The following is a 3,637-nucleotide window of genomic DNA, read 5'->3' on the forward strand; positions in this document are numbered from 1 at the left end:
CGTGCTCATCCTGATCCTCTGGGTTCTGGTGGCGGTCATGCGCGGCGGCGGGCGCTCGGCGCGCGCCTTTCGCCGCGCAGGACTGGGCGGCCCGGTGATCCTGCCGCCCCTGGGAGGCTGGGGACGCGGCGGCTTCGGAGGCGGGGGCTTTGGCGGCGGCGGCGGCGGCTTTGGCGGCGGCGGATCTTCGGGGAGCTGGTGATGTTGCTGGACGAGGATGAGCGGCGGCGTGTCGCGGACGCAGTGGCCAGGGCCGAATCCGCCACCAAGGGCGAGATTTTCTGCGTCGTGACGCCGGAGAGCGGGGACTACCGGGAAACGCCCCTTGCGGCTGCGGCCTTTGCGGCCCTTGCGGCGCCCGTGCTCCTTCTCGCCGCCGGCATACAGGTGACGGCGCCGGCGCTCATCCAGGGCGGCTGGACCGCCAATGCCGTCGGGGCCGCGGCCGGCGCCGCCGCCCGCGAGGCGGTGATGGGCGTCATCCTGCTGCAGGTCTTCCTGTTCCTGCTGGTGCTGATGCTGGCCTGGCTGCCGCCGGTTCGCCGCCTTCTGACCCCCGCCAGCCTCAAGCGCGAGCGCGTCCGACGCCGGGCCTATGAGCAGTTCCTGGCCCGGAACCTGAAGGCGACCCGGGAGAGGACCGGCATCCTGATCTTCGTCTCCGAATGGGAGCGCATGGCCGAACTGATCGCCGACGAGGGCGTTGCATCCAAGGTTGAGCCCGGGGTCTGGGATGAGGCCATGGCGCGGCTTGTGATGGGGCTGAAGTCCGGTCGCCCGGCTGAGGGCTTCGAAGCCGCCGTCGCCCTTTGCGGCGAGGTCCTGACAGAGCACTTCCCGCTCGGAGACGGCGACAATCCCAATGAACTGGCGGACCACGTCATCGTGATTCGATAGACTGCGCACTGGCGCCCGCGAGGCGTCCTGACTAAATGCGATTCAGGGAGAACCTGGAGCGCGGGCATGGCGATTACCTTGAGCGTCAATGGGCGGAACCGCCGTGTGGATGTCGAGGCGGACACGCCTCTGCTTTGGGTGCTCCGCGACACCCTCGGCGTCCTGGGTCCGAAGTACGGATGCGGAGTCAGCCTTTGCGGGGCGTGCACGGTCCATATTGACGGGGCTCCGGTCCGGTCCTGCTCCCTTCCGGTGAGCGCCGTCGGCAAGGGTCGAGTGACGACCATCGAGGCGATCGGAGATTCCGAGGTCGGCGCCCGGGTCCAGAAGGCCTGGTCGGAACTGGATGTCGCCCAGTGCGGCTACTGCCAGCCGGGTCAGATCATGTCGGCGACGGCCCTGCTGGCCTCGAACCCGCGGCCGAGCGCCGAGGAGATTGATGCGGCGATGAGTGGAAACATCTGCCGCTGCGCCACCTACAATCGCATCCGGGCCGCCGTACGTCGCGCGTCCGGCCAACCTGAGGAGGCCTGATCATGGCGGACGGCTCTCAGACTGGCGCCTCGCGGCGCGACGTCATCCAGCTTGCCGCCGGGGGCGGCGGCCTCATGCTGGGGTTCGCCCTGACCGGCAAGGGCGAGGCCGCCCCGACCGGTTCGGCCAAGCTCAACACCTACGTCACGGTCCGGCCGGACGGCTGGGTCGAGGTGGTCAGCAAGAATCCCGAGGTCGGGCAGGGGGTGAAGACCTCCATGCCCATGATCATCGCGGAGGAACTGGACGCCGACTGGGACAAGGTGCGCACCCTCCAGGCGGTTTCCGATCCGGCCCAGTTCGGTCGTCAGTTTGCGGGCGGCTCCCTCTCGATCCCCCTCCACTGGGATGAATTGCGCCGCGTCGGCGCCACGGCCCGGGCCCTTTTGATCGCCGCCGCCGCCAAGTCCTGGGGCGTGGACGCGTCCACCTGCGCTACGGAACCGGGCCGGGTGGTCCATAAGGCTTCCGGTCGGTCTGCGGACTATGGATCTCTCGCCGCCGCCGCCGCCACCCTTCCCCCTCCGGATCCCCAGACCCTGAAGCTGAAGGCCCCTTCGGACTACCGGATCATCGGCCGGTTCATACCGCAGGTGGACACCCCCGCCATCGTCACGGGCAAGCCCTTGTTCGGCATCGACATCGTCCTGCCCGGCATGCTCTTCGCCACCTTCGAGAAGGCGCCGGTGTTCGGCGCTGGGGTGGAGTCCGCCGACCTTGACGCCGCCCGGGCGATGAAGGGCGTCCGGAAGGCCTTCGTGGTCGAGGGATCCGGCGGCCTTGAGGCGCTTGCGCCGGGTGTCGCGGTCGTCGCGGACAGCTGGTGGCGGGCCCTCAAGGGGCGCGAGAAGCTGAACACCCGCTGGAAGGCCTCCGAGGCGAGCCAGATGTCCAGCCGCCGGTTCGAGGAGATGGCGACGGGTTCGGCGCGGTCAGCCGCCGACAAGGTCGTCCGTCATGACGGTGATGTCGACGCCGCGCTGAAGTCGGCCTCAAAGACGATCGAGGCCGAATACGCTTACCCCTACATCTCCCACGCGAACCTGGAGCCCCAGAACTGCACGGCCCGGTTCCAGAACGGAAAGATGGAGATCTGGGCGCCGACCCAGAACCCGGAGCCCGGTCGCCAGCTTGTGGCCAAGACCCTTGGCCTGAAGCCCGAAGACATCACGGTCCACATTGTCCGCGCCGGAGGCGGTTTCGGGCGACGCCTGTCCAACGAGTACATGGTCGAGGCGGCCTGGATCGCCCGCGAGGCGGGGGCGCCCGTCAAGCTGGTCTGGACCCGCGAAGATGACATGCGCCATGGCTTCTACCGCCCGGCGGGCTGGCACCGCTTCAAGGGGGGCCTCGACGCCCAGGGCCGGATCGTCGCCTGGGAGGATCACTTCATCACCCCGGGATCCCGGGACGGACAGCCCGGCAGGTCGGCGGGCATGGCGGCGACGGAGTTCCCGGCCCGGTTCACGCCCAACTTCCGGTACAACCTGTCCGTACTCCCGATTTCAGTGCCGACGGGCCCCCTTCGAGCGCCCGGCTCGAACGCCATTTCGTTTGCGGTGCAGGGCTTCATCGACGAACTGGCCCACGCCGCCGGCGCCGACCCGGTGGACTTCCGCCTGAAGCTCCTGGGCGACTTCGGACTGGTCGGGACCCCGGGACGGGATGGTTACGACGCGGCGCGCATGCGCGGTGTCCTGAAGAAGGTGGCCGAGGTCTCCGGCTGGGGGCGGACCAAGATGGCGCCGCGCCAGGGGCAGGGCGTCGCCTTCCACTTCAGCCACATGGGGTACTTCGCCCAGGTGGCGCAGGTGCGCGTGGCCGACGATGGCCAGGTCAAGGTCGAGAAGGTCTGGGTCGCAGGCGATGTCGGCCGCCAGATCGTCAATCCCTCCGGAGCGATCCAGCAGGTGCAGGGCTCTGTCCTGGATGGCCTGTCCGGCGCCCTCAGCCAGGAGATCACCCTCGAGAACGGGGCCGTCGTCCAGGGCAACTCCGACACCTACCGGCTGATGCGCATCAACGAGGCCCCGCCGGTGGACGTGCACTTCGTGCTCTCTGACAACCCGCCGACAGGGTTGGGTGAGCCGGCTCTCCCGCCCGCTCCGCCGGCCCTCTGCAACGCCATCTTCGCGGCGACCGGCAAGAGGGTGCGCCGCCTGCCTGTGGACCCGGCCCTGCTCGCTGCGGGCTGACGGCCCGCTCA

At 69.3% G+C, this 3,637-nt stretch carries 4 protein-coding genes; all 4 read left to right on the plus strand.

Features of this window, described 5'->3' with window-relative positions:
- On the plus strand, positions 1-202 hold a 202-nt coding region (locus INE98_RS06995), incomplete at its 5' end, for a hypothetical protein (RefSeq protein WP_293537700.1).
- A complete protein-coding gene (locus tag INE98_RS07000) occupies positions 202-897 on the plus strand; it encodes a TPM domain-containing protein (protein WP_293537701.1) in 696 nt (231 codons plus the stop codon). The genes INE98_RS06995 and INE98_RS07000, both read left to right, overlap by 1 nt.
- A 66-nt stretch (positions 898-963) precedes the next feature.
- Positions 964-1,431, plus strand: coding sequence for a (2Fe-2S)-binding protein (locus INE98_RS07005; protein ID WP_293537703.1), 468 nt, complete (start codon positions 964-966; stop codon positions 1,429-1,431).
- A 2-nt stretch (positions 1,432-1,433) separates the two neighbouring features.
- Positions 1,434-3,626 (plus strand): molybdopterin cofactor-binding domain-containing protein, encoded by a 2,193-nt coding sequence (locus INE98_RS07010; RefSeq protein ID WP_293537705.1) that lies wholly within the window; start codon positions 1,434-1,436, stop codon positions 3,624-3,626.
- Positions 3,627-3,637 lie beyond the last annotated feature (11 nt).

The sequence above is a fragment of the Phenylobacterium sp. genome, from assembly GCF_020253645.1.
In the GTDB taxonomy this organism is placed as follows: domain Bacteria; phylum Pseudomonadota; class Alphaproteobacteria; order Caulobacterales; family Caulobacteraceae; genus Phenylobacterium.

Bases quoted from the DNA above. Each gene is read 5' to 3' on its own strand.
- INE98_RS07010 (WP_293537705.1), top strand. From the start codon at position 1,434: ATGGCGGACGGCTCTCAGACTGGCGCCTCGCGGCGCGACGTCATCCAG.
- INE98_RS07000 (WP_293537701.1), top strand. From the start codon at position 202: ATGTTGCTGGACGAGGATGAGCGGCGGCGTGTCGCGGACGCAGTGGCC.
- INE98_RS07005 (WP_293537703.1), top strand. From the start codon at position 964: ATGGCGATTACCTTGAGCGTCAATGGGCGGAACCGCCGTGTGGATGTC.